The 19208-nt window shown below is 33.1% G+C and carries 22 protein-coding genes; 14 read left to right on the forward strand and 8 right to left on the reverse strand.

Annotation, left to right across the window (positions count from 1 at the left end; translation table 11 throughout):
• The 5 genes from GTZ96_RS05735 (at position 1) to GTZ96_RS05755 (ending at position 4191) form a co-directional block, all read left to right on the forward strand.
• On the forward strand, positions 1-843 hold the full coding sequence (locus GTZ96_RS05735; RefSeq protein WP_161641783.1) for a phytoene/squalene synthase family protein: 843 nt from the start codon (positions 1-3) through the stop codon (positions 841-843).
• Positions 844-866: 23 nt separating this feature from the next.
• Positions 867-1307: a sterol desaturase family protein gene (locus GTZ96_RS05740; RefSeq protein ID WP_161641785.1), complete on the forward strand. Its 441-nt coding sequence runs from the start codon at positions 867-869 to the stop codon at positions 1305-1307.
• Between the two features lie 159 nt (positions 1308-1466).
• Positions 1467-1928 (forward strand): SRPBCC family protein, encoded by a 462-nt coding sequence (locus GTZ96_RS05745; RefSeq protein ID WP_161641787.1) that lies wholly within the window; start codon positions 1467-1469, stop codon positions 1926-1928.
• Positions 1928-3223: a cryptochrome/photolyase family protein gene (locus GTZ96_RS05750; RefSeq protein ID WP_161641789.1), complete on the forward strand. Its 1296-nt coding sequence runs from the start codon at positions 1928-1930 to the stop codon at positions 3221-3223. Before GTZ96_RS05745 ends, GTZ96_RS05750 begins: the two co-directional genes overlap by 1 nt.
• 50 nt (positions 3224-3273) lie before the next feature.
• Positions 3274-4191, forward strand: coding sequence for a TIGR01777 family oxidoreductase (locus tag GTZ96_RS05755; protein ID WP_161641791.1), 918 nt, complete (start codon positions 3274-3276; stop codon positions 4189-4191).
• 7 nt (positions 4192-4198) lie between these two features.
• On the opposite strand, the gene GTZ96_RS05760 is transcribed toward GTZ96_RS05755, so the two are convergent.
• Together GTZ96_RS05760 and GTZ96_RS05765 are read right to left on the reverse strand one after the other, a co-directional pair.
• Complete coding sequence (locus GTZ96_RS05760) at positions 4199-4744, reverse strand: YceI family protein (RefSeq protein ID WP_161641793.1); 546 nt, start codon at positions 4742-4744, stop codon at positions 4199-4201.
• A gap of 5 nt (positions 4745-4749) precedes the next feature.
• Complete coding sequence (locus GTZ96_RS05765) at positions 4750-5169, reverse strand: hypothetical protein (protein WP_181033149.1); 420 nt, start codon at positions 5167-5169, stop codon at positions 4750-4752.
• 67 nt (positions 5170-5236) lie between these two features.
• Here GTZ96_RS05765 and GTZ96_RS05770 point away from each other — a divergent pair, with 67 nt between their 5' ends.
• Together GTZ96_RS05770 and GTZ96_RS05775 are read left to right on the forward strand one after the other, a co-directional pair.
• A complete protein-coding gene (locus tag GTZ96_RS05770; protein ID WP_161641798.1) occupies positions 5237-5620 on the forward strand; it encodes an OB-fold protein in 384 nt (127 codons plus the stop codon).
• A gap of 6 nt (positions 5621-5626) precedes the next feature.
• Positions 5627-6508 (forward strand): DUF5777 family beta-barrel protein, encoded by an 882-nt coding sequence (locus GTZ96_RS05775; RefSeq protein ID WP_181033150.1) that lies wholly within the window; start codon positions 5627-5629, stop codon positions 6506-6508.
• Between the two features lie 46 nt (positions 6509-6554).
• Here GTZ96_RS05775 and GTZ96_RS05780 read toward each other — a convergent pair whose 3' ends face one another.
• Both GTZ96_RS05780 and rmuC read right to left on the reverse strand, forming a co-directional pair.
• On the reverse strand, positions 6555-7097 hold the full coding sequence (locus tag GTZ96_RS05780; RefSeq protein WP_161641800.1) for a YceI family protein: 543 nt from the start codon (positions 7095-7097) through the stop codon (positions 6555-6557).
• A 207-nt stretch (positions 7098-7304) separates the two neighbouring features.
• A complete protein-coding gene (gene rmuC / locus GTZ96_RS05785; RefSeq protein ID WP_161641802.1) occupies positions 7305-8678 on the reverse strand; it encodes a DNA recombination protein RmuC in 1374 nt (457 codons plus the stop codon).
• A 145-nt stretch (positions 8679-8823) separates the two neighbouring features.
• On the opposite strand from rmuC, the gene GTZ96_RS05790 reads away from it, so the two are divergent.
• The 6 genes from GTZ96_RS05790 (at position 8824) to GTZ96_RS05815 (ending at position 13392) form a co-directional block, all read left to right on the forward strand.
• On the forward strand, positions 8824-9234 hold the full coding sequence (locus GTZ96_RS05790) for a hypothetical protein (RefSeq protein ID WP_161641804.1): 411 nt from the start codon (positions 8824-8826) through the stop codon (positions 9232-9234).
• Positions 9235-9290: 56 nt separating this feature from the next.
• The gene (locus tag GTZ96_RS05795) at positions 9291-9842 is read left to right on the forward strand and encodes an RNA polymerase sigma factor (protein WP_161641806.1); all 552 of its coding nucleotides are present in this window, start codon (positions 9291-9293) and stop codon (positions 9840-9842) included.
• A gap of 9 nt (positions 9843-9851) precedes the next feature.
• On the forward strand, positions 9852-11258 hold the full coding sequence (locus GTZ96_RS05800) for a hypothetical protein (protein WP_161641808.1): 1407 nt from the start codon (positions 9852-9854) through the stop codon (positions 11256-11258).
• Between the two features lie 65 nt (positions 11259-11323).
• Positions 11324-11929: a pseudouridine synthase gene (locus tag GTZ96_RS05805; protein ID WP_161641810.1), complete on the forward strand. Its 606-nt coding sequence runs from the start codon at positions 11324-11326 to the stop codon at positions 11927-11929.
• 7 nt (positions 11930-11936) lie between these two features.
• The gene (locus tag GTZ96_RS05810; protein WP_161641812.1) at positions 11937-12404 is read left to right on the forward strand and encodes a tRNA (cytidine(34)-2'-O)-methyltransferase; all 468 of its coding nucleotides are present in this window, start codon (positions 11937-11939) and stop codon (positions 12402-12404) included.
• Between the two features lie 163 nt (positions 12405-12567).
• Entirely contained in the window at positions 12568-13392 is an 825-nt protein-coding gene (locus GTZ96_RS05815; RefSeq protein ID WP_235972872.1) for a hypothetical protein, read from the forward strand.
• Here the strand turns inward: GTZ96_RS05815 and GTZ96_RS05820 are convergent.
• The 3 genes from GTZ96_RS05820 to truA all read right to left on the reverse strand — a co-directional run bounded on the left by GTZ96_RS05820 (position 13385) and on the right by truA (position 16765).
• Positions 13385-14170, reverse strand: coding sequence for an ABC transporter ATP-binding protein (locus tag GTZ96_RS05820; protein ID WP_161641816.1), 786 nt, complete (start codon positions 14168-14170; stop codon positions 13385-13387). The genes GTZ96_RS05815 and GTZ96_RS05820 overlap by 8 nt on opposite strands.
• A gap of 6 nt (positions 14171-14176) precedes the next feature.
• Positions 14177-15931, reverse strand: coding sequence for an ABC transporter ATP-binding protein (locus GTZ96_RS05825; RefSeq protein ID WP_161641818.1), 1755 nt, complete (start codon positions 15929-15931; stop codon positions 14177-14179).
• 63 nt (positions 15932-15994) lie between these two features.
• Positions 15995-16765 carry a tRNA pseudouridine(38-40) synthase TruA gene (truA, locus tag GTZ96_RS05830; protein WP_161641820.1) on the reverse strand — a complete coding sequence of 257 codons (771 nt, stop codon included), beginning with the start codon at positions 16763-16765 and terminating at the stop codon, positions 15995-15997.
• Positions 16766-16998: 233 nt separating this feature from the next.
• Between truA and GTZ96_RS05835 the strand changes: the two genes are divergently transcribed.
• On the forward strand, positions 16999-17496 hold the full coding sequence (locus GTZ96_RS05835; RefSeq protein ID WP_161641822.1) for a metallophosphoesterase family protein: 498 nt from the start codon (positions 16999-17001) through the stop codon (positions 17494-17496).
• Here GTZ96_RS05835 and GTZ96_RS05840 read toward each other — a convergent pair whose 3' ends face one another.
• Complete coding sequence (locus GTZ96_RS05840; RefSeq protein ID WP_235972874.1) at positions 17497-19170, reverse strand: tetratricopeptide repeat-containing sensor histidine kinase; 1674 nt, start codon at positions 19168-19170, stop codon at positions 17497-17499.
• Positions 19171-19208: the final 38 nt, after the last annotated feature.

The following is a 19208-nucleotide window of genomic DNA, read 5'->3' on the forward strand; positions in this document are numbered from 1 at the left end:
ATGAAGCAATTATTTGACGATGTTTCCTTCAAATGCAGTAAGTTAGTTACTAAGGACTACAGTACTTCATTTTCATTGGCGGTATACATGTTTTCGCCAAGTATCAGGGATGCCATTTACAGCATCTATGGTTTTGTACGTTTTGCTGACGAAATTGTGGACTCTTTTCATGGTTATGACAAAGAAAATCTAATTAATGATTTCGAAACCGACTATTACAAAGCATACTGTTCCGGAATAAGTTTGAATCCTATTTTGAATTCGTTTCAGCAAACTGTCAAGAAATATAATATTTCAGATGATTTGATTCAGGCTTTTTTGAAAAGCATGAAAATGGATTTAATCAAATTAGATTACAATTCTAAAGCCGAATATGAAGAATACATTTATGGTTCTGCAGACGTGGTAGGTTTAATGTGTTTGAAAGTTTTTGTGGCTGGAAAAGAACATAAATACGAAGCCTTAAAATCTGAAGCCATGCGATTGGGTTCTGCTTTTCAAAAAGTAAATTTCCTTCGCGATTTAAAAGACGATAATTTGATTCTGAATCGAAATTATTTTCCCGGAGTCGATTTGAATTCTTTTGATGAAAATACAAAAAAAATGATCATCAACGAAATCAACGAAGATTTTAAAATTGCCTACCAAGGAATTGTGAAATTACCTATCGAAGCTAAATTTGGCGTTTACACCGCTTATGTATATTATAAAAAATTGCTTAAAAAATTAGAAAACACACCTTGCAAAGAGATTGGAAACACCAGAATCCGGGTTTCTAATTATACTAAAGCCATACTTTTAGCCCAATCTTTCGTTACCTATAAGTTGCGATTGGTGGAATAAACAACCGAATTAAACCCTAAAAAATGATTTCATTTTTAATTACAATAGCTGTTTTTCTTTTTATGGAATGTGTTACCTGGTTAACGCACAAATACGTGATGCACGGCTTAATGTGGTACTTTCACGCCGATCATCACCAACCTAAATACGAGCATGTTTTTGAGCGCAATGACATCTTTTTTGTCATTTTTGCCATTCCCAGCATCGTTCTGTTTTATTATGGAACTGAGGGCGGAATCAATTATTTGTTTTTCATTGGATTAGGAATCACCATTTATGGTTTTTGTTATTTCATGATTCATGATGTCTTGATTCATCAACGTTTCAAGTGGTTCAAGAACACCAAAAATAAATACCTGATAGGTTTACGCAAAGCGCATAAAGTACACCACAAACATCTGGGAAAAGAAGAAGGCGAATGTTTCGGGATGCTTTTTGTGCCATTTAAATATTATAAAATGTAGTATGATTTGGGCGTGACCTCTTTGAAAAAACAAGAAAAATGTTTTTCAAAGAGGTCGGGCTTTTCACTCCCGCTTTTATAAACTAGACGAAAAGTCTAGTTTATAAAGAGCTCTGTTACAATCCCTCACGCAAACACACTTTGTCTAAAAAACAAAATCATGAAAGTCTATAAAAAAGAAACCGTTCAACATATTAATGCCAGTATCGAGGAATGTTGGGCTTTTTTCTCCAGTCCACGCAATTTGCAAAAAATAACTCCCCAAACGATGGGATTTCAAATCACCGATTTTGATGGTAAAAACATGTATGCCGGACAGATTATTCAGTACAAAGTATCTCCTTTTTTGGGAATCAAATTACCCTGGGTTACTGAGATTACTATGGTAAAGGAGCAATCTTATTTTGTAGACATACAGCTTTTTGGACCTTATGCCTTATGGCATCACAAACATTTTTTCGAACCAACAGAAAATGGCGTAAAAATGACAGATTTAGTGCATTATGCGTTACCATTGGGGTTTATTGGACGCATTGTGAATGCCTTAATTGTGAAAAACAAACTCAAAGGAATATTTGAATACAGAGTGAAAAAAGTAAACGAAATTTTTAATTCAAAGTAATGACTAAAACAGCGGTTTCTTTTTTTTGGTTTAGACGTGATTTACGACTCGAAGATAATGTGGGTTTATACTATGCTTTAAAATCAGATTATCCCGTAATTCCATTATTTATTTTTGACGAAGCCATTCTGGATAGTTTACCTAAAGAGGATGCCAGAGTCACATTTATATACGAATCTTTAGCAAAAATAAATACCCAATTAAATGGAATTGGCAGTTCTTTATTAATTAAAAAGGGACAAACATTGGAAGTTTGGAAAAACCTTATTGCCGAATTTGATGTTAAAGAAGTCTTTTTCAATAAGGATTACGAACCTTTTGCAATCCAACGCGACGAAGCCATTTGTCAATTATTAGAAACCAATAAAAGCATTACGTATTCTTTTAAAGATCAAGTTCTATTCGAAGAAAACGAAATTACAAAATCCGATGGTTTGCCATATACAGTTTATACTCCTTATAAAAATAAGTGGCTTGAAAAGTACTATCAAAATCTACCAATTCTAGAATTTGATGCGTCTGAATTATATTTTAATTTTTATAAAAGTCAGTTTGCTTTTCTTTTATTGGAACAAATTGGTTTTGTCAAAAGTAGTATAAAAGTGAAACCCTACACCTTTGATGCTTTGTCAAATTATCATGATACCCGCGATTTTCCTGCCGTTGATTCCACTTCCTATCTTTCGCCTCATTTGCGTTTTGGGACAGTAAGTATTCGCAAAATGATTCATTTTGCAGCAAAAACCAATGCGGTTTTTTTGAGTGAATTGATTTGGAGAGAGTTTTTTATGCAAATTCTTTATCATTTTCCTAAAGTGGTGACACAGAATTTCAAATCAGCTTATGATGTAATCCAGTGGCGCAATAACGAAGAAGATTTTAAACGCTGGTGCAATGGAACTACAGGTTACCCTATGGTTGATGCGGGAATGCGCCAACTCAATGAAACAGGTTATATGCACAACCGTGTCCGAATGGTTGTAGCTAGTTTTTTGTGTAAGCATTTATTAATTCAATGGCAATGGGGCGAAGCTTATTTTGCCGAGAAATTATTGGATTATGATTTGTCAGCCAATGTAGGCAACTGGCAATGGGCAGCAGGAACAGGCTGTGACGCCGCACCTTATTTCCGTGTTTTCAATCCCGATATTCAATTGAAAAAATTTGACGAAAAAGGAATTTATATCCGTAAATGGATTCCGGAATTTGATTTGGGTTATGGAGAACCAATGGTCGATCATGCTATGGCCAGAGATAGAGCAGTTGCGACTTACAAAGCTGGAATTTTGAAGTGATTTTTGCTTTTGCAAAAGAAGAAATAAATTAGCAAATAAATTAAATACTCATGAAAAAAAATGTTTTGATAACGGGAGGAACGGGATTTGTGGGAAGGCATCTAACAGATTTGTTGGTGGCAAATGGTTTTTCGGTTTCTATTTTGAGCAGAAGTAAAAGAGCTAATACTGAAAATATCTTTTATTACACTTGGGATGTAGAAAAGCAGTTTATTGAGGAAGAAGCCATTCAAAAGGCCGATTATGTGATTCATTTGGCTGGAGCTAATATTGGTGAAAAACGTTGGACTAATAAACGCAAAGAAGAAATAGTATCCAGTAGGGAACTCTCTGCACAATTGATTTATAATTCATTAGTAAAATACAATAAGAATTTAGAAGCTTTTGTTTCGGCTTCCGCTGTGGGGATTTATGGAGCTATGAACGGTCGGGCAATTTGCAATGAAGAAATGCAGCCTGCGAATGATTTTTTAGGACTGACTTGTCAAAAATGGGAAGCGGCAGCAAATCAATTTGAAAAACAGGGAATCCGCACGGTTAAAATTCGTACTGGTCTGGTTTTAGGGAAAGAGGATGGTTTTTTGAAAAAATTAGTTCCAATTTTCAAATTAAGACTTGGTTCTGCTTTGGGTACGGGAAAACAATACATGCCTTGGATTCATATTGATGATTTGTGTCGAATTTATCTGGAAGCCTTGAAAAATCCTTTGATGAAGGGTGCTTACAATGCTGCGATTACTGATGATACAACTAATGAGTTATTTTCTAAAACATTAGCTAAGCTGTATGGTTACGCTATGTGGTTGCCTAATGTGCCTTCGTTTCTGATAAAAATAGCATTGGGTGAAATGGCAAAGTTAGCACTAACAGGTAGAAGGGTTTCTTCCAAAAAAATAACAAAGCTTGGTTTTCGATTTCAATTTCAAAAATTAGAAGAAGCGCTTAAATATTGTATTTCAGATGAATAACGCTTTTTTATTTCAATAAAAATGTTGCTTTTACATGAACGGTTTCAGCAATTTTTTGACGGATTATTTTAGGAATTTGGATATTGAAATCAGCTGGTGTAAGATCGAAATCAGAAACTAATTCAATGTCTTCTCCGCTTTTTTTAACAATTGCAAAAATGGATATGTCTTTTGAAACTCCGTGTAATTCCAGTTTTCCATTTAGCTCTAGTTTTGTGCCGTTTTTATTGATGCTGTTTAAATTGAAATTCTTTACAATCCCTTTAAAAATGGCTTTCGGGTATTTACTGCTTTCAATGTAATTTTCATTGAAATGCTCTTCCATTAGTGCCACTTTAAATCTGAATCCTTTTATCAGCGCCAGACTGGCAATTTCTCCAGTTTTAATATTTAATATACAACTGACCGATTCATTGACAGCTTTTACTTCTTCAAAGGAAGGAACTGAAGCTTCAAAAACGATTTGTCCTGTTTTAGTGATTTTTTTGTCTTGTGAAAAAACAATTGTTTTTCCTAAAAAAAAGACTGCGGTAAAAAGGAATAAAAGTCTCATTTGTATTACTCTATATAACCATTATTTTGCCAGGTGGTAAATTTATCAATAGTAGCTTGTGGCAATCGGGTTCCATCTTTAGGCATCATACCAGAAGTACCTTGAGCTTGTGAAATCCTGCTGATTAACCCATTGTTTTGTACAGCGGCTTTTACTTTGGCATAGGTGTCTAATGAAATTGTTGCGTTGTTAGTTGGAGTGCTGCCGTGGCAAGAAATACAATTGTTTGATATTACAGAACTAATTGTATTGGCATAAGTTATTGTTGTTGGATTCGGGTTTGGATTCGGATTCGGATTCGGGTTTGGATTCGGATTGCTGTCAGAATCGCCCCCACTGGAACAACTGTTCATGAACAATGCTAAAGATATTAGAGAGAAAAAGCGTAGTGTTTTCATTTTGTCTTGAATTAAAAAATTACGCATAAATTTACGAAATAATAAAATAAATATGTTAAATTTAGATGAAATTTCTCTATAAATACGTTTTATTATGAAAAAAATAATTTTGGTAGTTTTGTTTTTACTGCTTCTTGTTGGAGGTTATTTTTATATTTATAAAGAACATAGGGATATCGCAAAAGAAGAAGTGAGTTATAATATCGCTGTGCCGACTTTATTTTCAGAATACCAATCCAATGAATCGGCAGCCAATACAAAATATCTGGATAAGACCATTGAGGTTAGCGGCAAAGTGAGTTCCTTAAATATGGAAACCAAATCAATAGTGCTGGATGAAAAACTATTTGCTACATTTTTGGATAAAATACCAAGTACAATAAAACCCAATTCCCAGATGAAAATAAAAGGACGTCTTATAGGCTATGATTCCCTTTTGGAAGAAATAAAAATGGATCAATGTATAATACTAAATTAATTTACTATGAGTATAAACAAACTATTTATTGCTTTATTTTTTCCGTTGTGCATTTTTGCGCAAGATGATTTGTTGAAAGAAATTGATGCTAAAAAAACGGATGGAGAGGTTTTAGCCGCTTTCAAGTCCATCAAAATTGTGAATTTTGAATCTACCAAGTTAGTTGGTAAAAGAGATTTATATTTCATAGTCTCCCATCGATTTGACTATATAAAAAATGGCTTTGATGATTTTTTTGGAATGGACGATGCGGTTACCCAAATTAAGTTTGCTTACGGACTGAGTGATAGAATTACTGTTCAGGCGGCAAGAAGCGGTTTTCAGAAGACTTATGATGTGGGGGTGAAATACTTGTTTATCAATCAAAAGACAGATGGTTTTCCTGTAACAGTAGTAGGATTTGGTAGTGTTGCCATAAATTCCGAGATGAAAAAAGTAAATTTTCCATCGTTGCAATTTGCTGACCGTTTGAGTTTTGTAACCCAATTGCTGATTTCAAGGAAAGTCAGTGACAGATTATCCTTAGAACTGATGCCTACTTTTTTTCATGAAAATACAGTTAGCGATATATTGGATGAAAATAATGTTGCTATTGTGCCTAATCCGCAAGATAAAAGCCAGTTTGCAATTGGAGTAGGTGGAAGGTATAAATTAGGCAAAAGATGGTCTTTAAATATGGATTATGGAGCTCATCTCAATAGAGCCAATCAGTCCATTTATAAAAATCCGTTATCAATAGGATTCGATATAGAAACAGGCGGACATGTATTTCAATTGCATTTTACAAATGCAAAGGCAATGCATGAATCCGGCTTTTTGGGACAAACTACGGGCGATTGGGGGAAAAGTGAAATATCCTTTGGATTCAATCTGGTGCGTGTGTTTTAGAATTGTTTATTGTGAAATTGACAGAATCGTGTTTGTCTCAATAAATTTATTGAAGTAAAGCCTCCAATTTTACATTGACATTTTTAGATATTTTACTGCGGACTATATAAGGAATATCAATTTTAAAATCATCAGTATCCAGGGAAAAATCAGATTGGATTGCAATTGCATCTGTTGTAGTTTTAGACAGTGTTGCAAGCACCCGGATGTTTTTAGTTACTCCATGAATATTCATTTTTCCTTTGATATAAAATTCGCTAGGAACAGAATTGATTTTTTTCATAGAAAATTTTTCAATTACACCTTTGAATGTTGCTTTTGGATATTTTTTGCTTTCCATGTAGTTGGCATTAAAATGATCCTCCATTAAACTTCTTTCAAAATGAAAATCCTTGATTTGAATTGTAAAAATGATCTGGCTTTTTTTTATGTTTAATAATGAAAAAACTTGAGTGTTTTTAGCTTCAACAGCTTCATAGAAAGGTACTGAAGCTTCAAAATTTATAATGCCATTAGCGGTCATTTTTTTCTCTTGGGCAACTACTATATTACTAATAAGAAATAAAAATATGAGTAGTATTTTTTTCATGATTTCTTAAAATTTCCTACTTAAAGTTAGAGAAAAAAGTAAAAAAATCCTAATAAAAAAGGGGGTAAGATTAGGTAGAATAACGGTTTTTTAATGCTTTTTATCTAGGATAAAAGGTTTTAGTTTAGAAATCGATTTTATAACTGAAAAAAAATAAAATAAAAGCCGTTTCCATAATTAATGATGTAATGAAAAACGGCTGTTGATTTAATCTATTAGGTGGTTGTCGTCTTTTTTAGCAGCACGGGCTATAATACTTTCAGGAAGTGCTTTTTTTGCTTTGGCGCCCATCTTTTTTAGTTTTTCAACTCTGGTAATCAGGTTTCCACTTCCGTCTACCAGTTTATTCATGGCGCCGCTGTATTCTATTTTAGTTTCATCAATTTTCTTTCCTATTCTAATTAAATCACCTACAAAACCTTCAAATTTGTCATACAAGGCTCCTGCCTGACGCGCAATTTCAAAAGCATTTTCTTGTTGCTTTTGGTTAGTCCACATACTGTCAATAGTTCGCAAAGTGGCTAATAAGGTTGCCGGAGTTACAATAACGATATTTTTTTCGAATGCTTTGTTATACAATCCGGTATCTTCGTTTAGTGCTATTGCAAATGCGGGTTCGATAGGGATAAAAAGCAACACAAAATCAGGGCTTTCAATTTGGTATAAATCCTGATAATTTTTACTTCCTAATTGCTCCACATGACGTCTGATAGAATTAACATGCTCTTTTAAATAACTGTTTTTTAAATCATCCTCGTCTTCATTGATGTATTTTTCATAAGCGGTCAAAGAAACTTTAGAATCGACAATCATCTTTTTTCCGTCAGGTAAATTAATGACAACGTCTGGGAAAACACGATTTCCTTCTTCGGTAGAGAAACTTTGCTGTACTTCGTATTCGCGTCCTTTTTCTAATCCCGATTTTTCTAAAACGCGTTCCAATACTAATTCGCCCCAGTTCCCTTGCATTTTGCTATCTCCTTTTAAAGCTTTAGTCAAGTTTAGTGTTTCCTTACTCATTTGGATATTCATTTCGCGTAAGCCCAGAATTTGTTGGCGCAAAGCCGCATGATAATCGATACTTTCTTTATGGGTGTCTTCGACTTTCTTTTCGAATAACTGAATTTTATCTTGTAAAGGAGACAAGATGTTTTTCATGTTTTCCTTATTCTGTTCTGTGAATTTACTCGATTTTTCGTCTAATATTTTATTGGCTAAGTTTTCGAATTCTTTAGTGAATTTTTCCTGTAATTTCTCCACTTCGTCTTTTTGTTCTTTGTTGCGTTCCCAAAGATTTTCAAAATCGACTTCTTTTTTCGAAAGCTGGATTGCCAGACTGTCTTTTTCGTTTCGGATGGATTCCTTTTCCTGATTACTGTTCTCTAATTGTTTTTCGAATTGCATTTTATCATTCGAAAATTGTTCTTTCAATTGATTGGTTTGCGAAGTAAGTGCAATTAATTTTTCTTCTAAACTTGCTTTTTCGGACTGAAAACGAGCAGAAAAAATCAATTTTCCAATGAAAATACCAATGGCGAGTGCAATAATAAAGGACAATAAAAAAGGAAACAAATCTGACATAGCTAAAGTTTATAAGTAGAGTAAGCAAAAATAGAGATTAATGCCGATTTTAAGTGTTTTTTATTCGAACGGAATTACTTTTTTTAGTTTCTCACGCAACCTTTTCCCGAATGACTGCTCTAGTTACTATTAAGCAAGTAGTATTATGGGAAAAGTTAAGATTCTTTTTATTGGCGTTGTTGTACTCTTTCTTACTTTCTGTTCTTTGACAAATGACGGAAAGAATACTCAAAATGTGGAGGCTATTGTTGGTACTTGGAATTGGCAACAATCCATTGGCGGAATTACCGGAAAGGATATTGTAACTCCCGAAAGTACAGGAGTTGAAAAAAAATTAGTTTTTAATGCCGATAAAAAAGTCATCGTTTTTACGAATGGATTAGAAACAGGAAGTTATACTTATAAAATAACATTTGGAAACAGTATTTTTGATGATAAAGAGCATTATTTATTGACTTTCAATGAGATGTGCTATGTGATTCAGTATATAGACAACCAGCATTTGAGCATTCAGGATAATTTTCCTGACGGCTATGTTTTGACTTATACAAAGTAATTTTAAGTTGTGAATGTTTAAATTTGTTAACGTTAAACTGTTTTAAGAGTTATTTTTTGAAAGAACCAATAGACCATTACATTCAGAAGTGTATCGAAAATGATAGAGGAGGACAACAGCATATTTATCAGTTGTTTGCTCCTGTATTGTATGGTCTGTGCATTAAATACATGAAGAATGAAGCCGATGCTCAAGATGTTTTTCAGGAAGCTTTTGTAATTGCTTTTCAAAAAATGAGTCAGTATCGCTTTGAAGGCAGTTTTGAAGGCTGGTTGAAACGTATTTTTATTAATAAGTTGATAGAAACATTGAATAAAAGAAAAAGGGAAACTCCTTTTTTAGATGTACTTTATCAGGAAGATTTTGTTGACGAAGACCAGGAAATAGATTCTTTTTCACTACCCCAGGAAAAATTATTAGAATGTATCCAGCAATTACCGGATCAATACCGACTGGTTTTTAACTTGTATTTTTTCGAAAAAATGAAACACAAAGAAATTGCCGGTTTGTTGAATATTTCAGAAGGTACTTCTAAGTCTAATTTGAATAGAGCAAAAAGTAATTTACAAAAGAAGATATTGGCATTAATGGCTTCAAAGGATGTTTAAAAAGAGACTATGAAAAAAGATGATATAGAAAAATTAATTTCTTCTTTGGAAGATTTTTCTAAAACCCCTCCAGATGATTTATGGAAAGGGATTGAAGAAAAATTGGATAATCCGAAAAGCAAAAAGGGATTCCTTTTTTGGTGGGCTATTGCAGCAAGTTTCGTTGTTGGATTAGGACTTTTGGCTACTTTTTATTCTAATCCGGATAATAATTCGATAGCAGTTCCTGTGGAGCATGAAAACGGATTGGTTAATCAATCAAGATCCATCGATAGTATAGAAAAAGAAGCTGTCAAAAGTAAAATTGGAACAGCAAAGAAAGTTTTAGATACTAGACTTTCAAATTCAAATGCGTCCGATGAAACTCAAAAACAAGATAATAATTCAACAACAACAACAACAACAACAAAACCAACTATTTTTAATTCGAATAATCAAAAAGTATTTCATTCTAAAAATGAAGCTATAGTAGCAAATGCAAACCAGTATAATTCTTTTTTAGTTACTAAAAATGAAAGTTCGGTAGCATCAAAAGAAATTAAAAAGGAAGAAAAAGAAGTTTTTTCAAAAGAAAATTCAACTAGAGAACAGAATAAAATCGTACCAGAAAAAACTGTTGTTGAGGATAAAGTAAAAGAAAATCCGGCTGCAACTGATTTGAAAGAAAATGCTCTGGCTGCTATAGAAAAAGAACAGCTGAAGAAAGATAAAATAGCTTTAGTTGAAGACAAATGGTCGATGCAGGTTTTTGCAGGAATAAACAATTCGCAGAATTTAAAAAAGCAAAAAAGCTTGGGGAATACTATTGAATCTCAAAAAGGATATAATTATGGTGTAAAAGCAAATTATAAACTCAATCGTCGATGGGCGGTGAGCACTGGTTTTAAAATAAGTGAATTAGGTCAGCAAGTAGCGAATGTTTCTTATATTAATTCGGCTAAAACTTTGGTTAATATCTCTAAATTTTCTTCGGCTCAACCTCAGGAAAAGGGAGCAATAACTACTAATTCTAATTATTTATTTATTCCTAATAGTAGAGAGATGAATATGATTGCGAGTACTTTTTACGAAAAAGGAAATTTGTCTCAAAAAGTACAGTATTTAGAAATGCCTATGGAGATTTCTTATGTTGTTTTAAATAAAGGAAAAGCACGCATTAACATGAATACTGGAGGATTTGTGGGTAAAGCAATTTCGAATAAAGTTTTGCTTAATGACAGCTCGATAGGGAAAAATCAAGAGGTGAATGATGTGGTTTTTGGAACGGTATTGAGCAGCACTTTACAATACGAATTGTTTAAAAAAACGAAGGTTTTTGTTGAACCGGGAATGAATTACTACACACAGCCTGTTCAAAATCAAAATTTCAATCAATTTCAGTTGATTTTTAATTTTGGCTTGAATGTGTCTTTTTAATTCGGTTGCAAATGCTTTAATACAGCTTCTATTTGTGTATTTTTGCGCAAATTTCACTTCAAACCATGTCGCATCAGCATTTTATTCTTCATAAACCCTATGGTTATTTGAGTCAATTTATTTACGAATTGAAACGAAAAAAGAAACTGTTGGGGGAATTGCATCATTTTCCGGAAGGAACAATGGCTATCGGGCGATTAGATGAAGATTCAGAAGGTTTATTGTTACTTACCACCGATGGGAAAGTGAGTGAACAAATTCGTTCCAGAAAAGTCGACAAAGAATATTATGTTCAAGTGGATGGAGTTATTACTCAAGAAGCCATTGACAACATAAAAAAAGGAGTTGAAATAGGTTTTAATGGAACTAAATACATTACCAAACCTTGTGAAGCCCGTTTGATTATAGAAGTTCCTAACTTTGGGGCAAGGGGAAAAAAAATCCGGGACGAACGCCATGGGCCAACTTCCTGGGCTTCGATAACAGTCAATGAAGGAAAGTTTCGCCAAGTGCGAAAAATGACCGCAGCTGTTGGATTTCCTACTTTACGTTTAGTGCGTGTTCGAATAGGAAATGTACATTTGAATGATTTACAATCAGGAGAAGTAATTGAAGTTGAAGATTTCGAGGGAAATAGCAATATCAATGACAATAATCAAATAACCAAATAAATTAAGAATGTTAAACATCGTTTTAGTAGAACCTGAAATTCCTAATAATACTGGAAATATTGGTCGTTTGTGCGTAGGAACCGAAAGCCGTTTGCACCTGATTCATCCGTTTGGGTTTGTTATCAACGATAAAAATTTGAAACGTTCCGGTTTGGATTATTGGATACACCTTGATGTAACCGAATATCAAAATGTAGCCGAATGGATGGCTCAAATTCCAGATCAATCCCGTGTTTTTCTGATGAGTTCCCATGCTGAAAGATCTTATTTGGAAAACGAATTTCAGGATGGAGATTGGTTGGTTTTTGGAAAAGAAAGTGTTGGATTGAGTTCAGAATTTCTGGAGTTATTCGATAAAAAGAATCAATTAACAATTCCTATGTCGTCTTTAATCAGAAGTTTTAATATCGCTAATTCAGTGGCTTTTGTGGTAGGTGAAGCTAAGAGACAGATTGCAATTGGAAGTTTACAGTAAGCAGTTTTTAGTGATCAGTTAAGTAGATTTTAGAAAGCAGAATACAGAAAATAGAATACAGATTTTAGAAAATAGAATTTAGATTTTCTTAGTGAACTTAGCGAAAAACTTTGTGCTCTTTGTGGTTAAATACAAAGATTTTTTAATTCAAATTAATTAGACATTGATAGAAATTATGAGAGAAAATATATCTGTTGAGCAAGCTTTACGAAGAGGTAGATGGCAATTAAAATACTTGCCGATGATAGCAACTTTCGGGTGTATTACAGGAAGTTTTTTTATTTCGAATCAAACTACAACAGGTGGTTGGGTTATTCCAATTGGGTTTATTTCAGGTTTTTCAATTGGTTGGCTTGTATGGAGTTATTTTGTTATGGAATGGAAAATTTGGGCTTATGAAAATGTTAGAAATATTCACGAATTACAACGAAAAGCTGTTGACGAAAAATTAATTTGGGAAAGTGGGAGTTGGTTTGAAAAAACAGAATTTAAAAATTATCAGCAAAAACTGAAATTAAAGCAATTAGAGGAAAAATTTCTTGAAAAAGATATTTTCAAAGATGATATTTCTGTTCCAAGAGAAACTATAATTTTTTATTCAAGAATTACAATTTTAGTATTATTGATTCTATTTTTGGGAGTTAGCTTTTTGGGAACTTATTTATTAGTTGAAAAAGAATATTTTGGGTTGATATTATTGATTTTTGGACTGTTTCTATCATTTAATCAAATTAAAAAATTAAAAGACAAAGCACCTCAAATTATTCTAAATGATAAAGGGATTAAATTAAAAAATGAAAATTTAATTCCATGGAGTAAAATTTATAATGATAGAGTTTTTAGTCAAAGTAATGGTAAAAGTTCAACTAATTATCTTGCTTTTAATGATGAAAAAATAGTAATAGATGAGTTGTCAATAAAATTCAATGAATTAGAAAATTTACTACATGTTTATAGAGTTCGCTACGAAAATAATAACCCTAACTAATTACAAACTTTCCTTTTGTAGCATCAAAAACAATATGTTCGTCTTTGAACAAGGTATTGAAACTGCCTTTTGAAATAAAATTACAAGGTTCATCTTGAACTACGGTTTCAGGAGTCATGATAATCATTTCGTCACTCAATTGAATAGCCATATCGATATCGTGGGTAGAAAACAGAATGCATTTTTGAGTTTCCTGAGTGAGTTTTTTCAAGAGTTTAAATAATGCCACTTTATGCAGTAAATCCAAATGCGTCGTAGGTTCGTCCAAAATAATGAGTGGCGTATCCTGTGCCAAAGCTCGTGCTACCAATACTTTTTGTAATTGTCCATCGCTGATTTCATAATGTCTTTTGGAAGCCAAATGTTCAATTTGCGTAAGCGCTAAGGCGTGGTTTACTTTTTCGATATCTTCATCAGCTAAGGTGCCAATCCAGTTGGTATACGGTTGTCTGCCTAAGGCGACCAATTCAAAAACCGTTAGATTACTTGGGGGTAATTTTTCGGTTAAGACTACACTTAAATTTTTGGCTAAAGCCAAAGAATTCATTTCATGGATGTTTTTTCCGTTCAATAAAACAGTCCCGGAAACCGTTTTTTGAATTCCGGTAATGGTGCGCAATAAAGTCGATTTTCCAATACCATTAGCACCAACTAAAGCAATTAGTTTTCCTTTTTCTAAGGTCAAATCAATATTAGCAGCAACAACAGTTTGCTCTTTTTTATGAGTATAGCCGATGCTTATTTTAGATGCTTGTAAGATGGTTTCAGTATTGTTCATTTTTTACTATTCAGCTAATGAAAATTGAGAATCGTATAAGTTTTTATAGTAACCGGATTCTTTATTAATCAATTCTTGATGTGTTCCTTCTTCAACAACGAGTCCTTTGTCCATAACTACAATTTTATCAGCATTGACAATAGTTGCCAGTCGGTGGGCAATAACAATAGAAGTTCTTCCTTTAGTAATGGTTTCGGTGGCACGCTGAATCAATTCTTCAGAATAGGTATCAATTGATGAGGTCGCTTCGTCCAAAATTAAAATACTTGGATTACTCACATAAGCTCTCAAAAAAGCAATCAGTTGGCGTTGTCCCGAAGACAACATCACGCCGCGTTCTTTTACGTCAAAATCATAATTATCTGGTAAACTCATAATAAAATTATGAACCCCTATTTTTTTGGCGGCAGCATACACATCTTTACGGGTAATTGCAGGATTGTTGAGTGTGATATTATTGTAAATGGTATCGGCAAATAAGAATACATCTTGCAATACAATTGCAATTTGTTTTCTAAGCGAACTCAAAGTGTAGTTTTCTATGTTCTCGTTATCAATACAAATGGTACCACTTTTTATTTCGTAAAAACGATTCAATAAGTTGATAATAGTTGATTTTCCTGCTCCGGTTGAACCTACAATGGCTATTGTTTCGCCTGAATTCACGCTTAAGTCAATGCCTTTAATTACTTCTTCATTTTCGATATAACTGAAACGAACGTCTTTAAAAGTGATGTTTCCATCAAAAATAGGCGCTTCAATTTTTCCGGTATCTTGGATTTGATCTTGTGTGTCAATAATCTCAAAAACACGATTGGCAGCAATCATTCCCAGTTGCATCTCGTTGAATTTATCCGCAATTTGGCGCAAAGGGTTGAATAACATTCCAATAAACATGGTGTACGAAAACAAATCTCCAAAAGTGGTGAAATTATCGCCATTTAGGATCTTAATTCCGCCGTACAAAACAATAAATCCAAGTGTCAGCGACGAAATAATATCGGCAATAGGAAAGAAGATGGAGTTATAAAGAATAGTTTTTATCCAGGCATTTTGGTGTTTTTCGTTGATATCTTTAAATTTCTCCGATTCAATTTCTTCGCGGTTGAACAATTGAACAATCTTCATTCCGGTAACGCGTTCCTGTACAAAGGTATTCATGTTAGCAATTTGCGTACGCACTTCTTCAAAGGCAACCTGCATTTTGCGTTGGAAAATTCGAGTAATAAAAACTAAAATTGGCATGGCAACAATCACAATCCAAGTCAGTTTCCAGTTCATGTAAAACATAAAAAGAAGCACCACAACCATTTTCATCAAGTCACTGATAATCATGAACAAACCTTGGCTGAAAATACGTGCAATCGACTCAATGTCAGATACTGAACGGGTTACGAGTTGTCCCACAGGAACCAGATCAAAATATTTCATTCGGAAACTTAAAATGTGTTTGAACAATTTAATCCGAATGTCTTTTACAATATCCTGCCCCAGCCAGTTTGCCCAATACACAAAGTAAAATTGTGAAAAAACCTCCAGTAAAAGCACAATTCCCATTAAACTGATGTAAAATAAAAGTCCTTGAGCATCATGGGTTTTAATGTAACCGTCCACCGTTTGTTTCAATAAATACGGACGTAAAGCTGCAAAAATAGATAAGGAAATGGCAAAAATCACTACGCCATTAAAGCGCCATTGGTACGGCTTTGTGTATTGTAATATTCGTTTGAATAATCGGGTATCAAATGCTTTTGCTTTCATTTTTTTTAAGCTGAATTAATTTCAGTTTTAGTACTTAGTTTTCTTTGTCTTTAGTTCCAAGTACTAATCTTCTAAATAAGGATATTCAATTTTAGTCAAATACAATCCGTGTGCCGGAACCGAAAAACCTGCTTTGTCTCTACTTTTACTTTCGATAATAGTGTTAAAATCGGCTAATGTTATTTTGCCTAAACCAATGTTTACCAGTGTTCCTACAATAGAACGCACCATATTCCTCAAAAAACGATTGGCTGAAATGGTAAAAATCAGTTTGTTTTCTTCCTGTTTAGCTCCGCTCTGTTCGGCTCCGCCTCGAGTCCAATACGCTTCAAAAATAGTACAATCAAATGTGTTTACATCGGTATTGACCTTAGAGAAACATTGAAAATCAGTGTGGTTGAATAATAGTTTTGCAGCTTCATTCATTAAATCCACATCTAAATTTTGATGGAAATACCAACTTTGCTCCTGTAAAAATGCATCTTTAAAGATATTGATATGGTATTCATAAGTTCTTTTAGTCGCATCAAAACGAGTGTGTGCTTCGCTGTCAACTGGAAAAATCGCATAAATAACAATATCTTTAGGAAGATAGGAATTGAGTTTGTGTACTAATTTTGGAATATCAAACTGATTTTCGAAATCAAAATGAGCATACATTTCCTTTGCATGAACTCCAGTGTCAGTACGTCCTGCGCCCATTAAGTTTATATCAGAATTCAATAAAACCGAGAAGGCTTTATTCAGCGTTTCCTGTACCGAAGCTGCATTAGGCTGAATTTGCCAACCATGATATGGAGTTCCGTTGTAAGCTAATTTTATAAAATATCTCAAGTTTTTAATCTCAAAGTTTCAGAATTTCAAAGGTACAAAAAAGAACCTAAGGTACTGAGTCGCTAAGATACTAAGTTTTTGTTAAGAGATGCCTTAACGCATTTAATACATATTGCAAATAAAAGAGATTTCGATGTTGATTTTTTACAGAAAAAACTTTGAAATTATCTTTGTTTGAACCTTACAAAAACGGTAGTACCTTAGCATCCTGGAATCTTAGACTCTAAAAAAAAATGAAAAAAATCCTTTTACTTTCGGATACACACAGCCATATTGACGATGCTATTTTAAAATATGTAAAACAAGCCGATGAGGTTTGGCATGCGGGAGATATTGGCGATTTGGAAGTGACAGATACCATTAAAAAAATAAAACCTTTGCGTGCTGTTTACGGCAATATCGATGATGCTCAGGCGCGTTTAGAATTTCCGTTGCACAATCGGTTTATGTGCGAAGAGGTTCCGGTTTGGATTACCCATATTGGCGGTTATCCCGGAAAATACAATCCTAATATAAAAGCCGAAATGACGGCTAATCCTCCAAAATTATTCATTTGTGGGCATTCGCATATTTTAAAAGTCATGTTTGATAAAAAGCATAATCTTTTACACATGAATCCTGGTGCTTGCGGAAAAAGTGGTTTTCATCAAGTACGCACCATGCTGCGATTTGTAATTGAAGGCGATAAAATTAAAGATCTGGAAATTATAGAAATTGAAAAAAGAGTTTGATTAAACTATTGATTTTGCTTTGTATTCAATAGGAGCTATTATTTCAATAGTTGTTCCCTCACCAGGTTTCGAAATAATTTTTATTTTCCCATCCATTGTATTAATTCGGGCTTTGATTTGGTTCAAACCAAATCCTTCAATGGTTTGATATTGTTTGATTTCAAAACCTTTTCCATTGTCTTTTACCTGAATGTGTAGTTTAGATTTTATTTCTTTTAGAGTGAGTTTAGCTTTACTGGCTTCACTATGTTTCATAATGTTGTTTAATAATTCGCTAATTATATAATACATTCTCGTTTCATAATCTTCATTGTAGCGAGTATCATCGGAAACATTGCTATGGTAATTGAAATGAATGGTAGAATTAGAATTCATTTCGCATAAATCTTTAAGAGCGTAAAATAATCCAAAACGAGTCAATAATGAAGGTGTAAGTTGATGTGATAAATCGCGTATTTTATAATGTGTTTGAATTAGAATAGCTTTAGTTTTTGTTATTTCTTCGCTATTATTTTTATTTTTTGAAGAAAAAATAGTTAGATGTAAAGCTGCAGCTGAGAGTAAGGCACTGATGTTATCATGCAAAAAGGCTGCGATTTTTTTTCGTTCTATTTCTTGTCCATCTATAGAAGCCGTAATTATTTTTTCCTGAATTTTACTCTCAATATCTTTGAGTTTATTGGTTTGTTTTAATTGGCTATTTTGAAAATACAGATACGAAAACACAATAATTAGGAGTAGTATCGATATAATACTAATGCTAATAAGCTTGTTTTTAGATTGTTTTTCTAATAAGAGTTGGTGATTAGTTTTGATGTTATCAATTTCTCTTTTGTATTCATCAATTTCAAGGTTGATACCTGCAACGTTAATTTTTTTTAATTTTTCTTCGGTATTGAGTTCGTTTGCAATTTCATTGTAGGCTTTTAGATTTAGATATGCTTTTTCGAAGTTTTTTGTTTTGAATAAAAAATTAGCATACTCTTGATAGGTAAAGGATAAGTCGGATTTTTCATTGCCTTGCTGACCTAATTGAATTGCTTGTTCGAAATAAAAATTGGCCTTTTTAGGGTTGTTTACATGAGAATAATACATGCCGTTCAACATGTTTAATGCCACAATAGTGGATTTGTCTCCATGTTTTTTATGGTATTTGTTGATGTAATCTAAATAGGGTAGCCCCAAATTAAATTTACCAATGTCAAAATAAGCCCAGGTAATATTGAGTTTTGTTAAAATAATTTCAGACGAATCGGCAATTTTTGTGCTGTATTTGAGTGATTTTTTATAATAATAAATTCCTTTAGCATATTCTTTTTTGTCAAAACAATAGATGTTACCAAGGTTGTTGTTTATCCAGTTTTTAAGATGATGATTATTTGTTCTGTTAGCGTAAATAATTCCTTTTTTGTAGTAAAACAACGCTTTTTCATATTCGGCTAATTGATCAAAATTGGCAGCAATGGTATTGTAAGAAGCCGCAATAAGATTGTCGTCTTTTATTGCAATGGCTTTACTTAAGGTTTTACGAGATAATATTAATGATTTTTCAAATTTTTCAGCTCGCATCAATCGAGTCGATTCTTTTAACAAAGCAGCTGTTTCTTCTTTTGCCGTTTTTTTTGTGTGCGAAAATGAGAAGTTACTATAACTAATTAAGAGTACGAATAACAATCTGAAAATGCATTTGTAAATCATAAATGAAAAAGTTG

The sequence above is a fragment of the Flavobacterium undicola genome (assembly GCF_009909155.2).
GTDB classification, from domain to species: Bacteria; Bacteroidota; Bacteroidia; order Flavobacteriales; family Flavobacteriaceae; genus Flavobacterium; species Flavobacterium undicola.